At 42.5% G+C, this 750-nt stretch carries 2 pseudogenes; both read right to left on the reverse strand.

Annotated elements, in window-relative coordinates:
* Positions 1-278 (reverse strand): annotated as a pseudogene (locus HC175_RS15705) (putative DNA modification/repair radical SAM protein); the annotation flags it as partial.
* A gap of 57 nt (positions 279-335) precedes the next feature.
* Positions 336-750: pseudogene (locus HC175_RS15710) on the reverse strand (hypothetical protein); the annotation flags it as partial.

The raw sequence follows: 750 nt of genomic DNA on the forward strand, positions 1-750 counted from the left end.
ACCACTTCCTGTACTTTAAAGGCAGCTCTTTTGATATCATTGCTTTTGCGGGTGACGCAGTAGGCGCAGTCGAAGATACAGTGGTTGGTAAGCAGGATCTCTAACAGGGAAACACAGCGACCATCCTCGGTATAGGAATGACAAATACCCATTCCGGAAGAATCTCCCAGACCTTTGGTGGTGTTTTTTCTCTTGCTTCCGCTGGAAGAGCAGGAAACATCGTACTTCGCGGCATCGGCGAGGATACTTAATTTCTCCTTTATCCTTTCATAATCCATTCTGCTGAATTTCAGCAAAAATAGGAATTTTTCCTATTGATTGGAAAATTTCCAAAGTTAAAGTTGGCTTACTGTATTTATAAAGCCTTTTCGTAATCCCAGCCAGATGTAATTCCAGAATGAACGTTGCTTATTCCGCTCCACCTCAATCCTTTTGTCCTCTGCTCCCGGCTCTCCTTTATTTTTTACAAAAACATTGGCAATAGCACTAAAGAAGTTCCTCTTTTCGTTCCCGCTATCCTTGAGCAGTTCTACTTTAAGATCATCGTAATCCATATTAAAATCACCTGAAAGCACATTTTCATTGCCGTGAAAATTGAATTTGATGTCATTGATCTGCCCCCGCGCCTGCAGGTCAAGTGCAGGCACTAAAAACGGATCTAATGCCTCTCCTTGGAGCGCACCGAAGCTTCCGGAAATAGTAAAGCTGTTATTCATGTCAAAAACAGGAAAGGTCCAGGTAAGATTTACC

This window comes from Salinimicrobium oceani, from assembly GCF_012037645.1.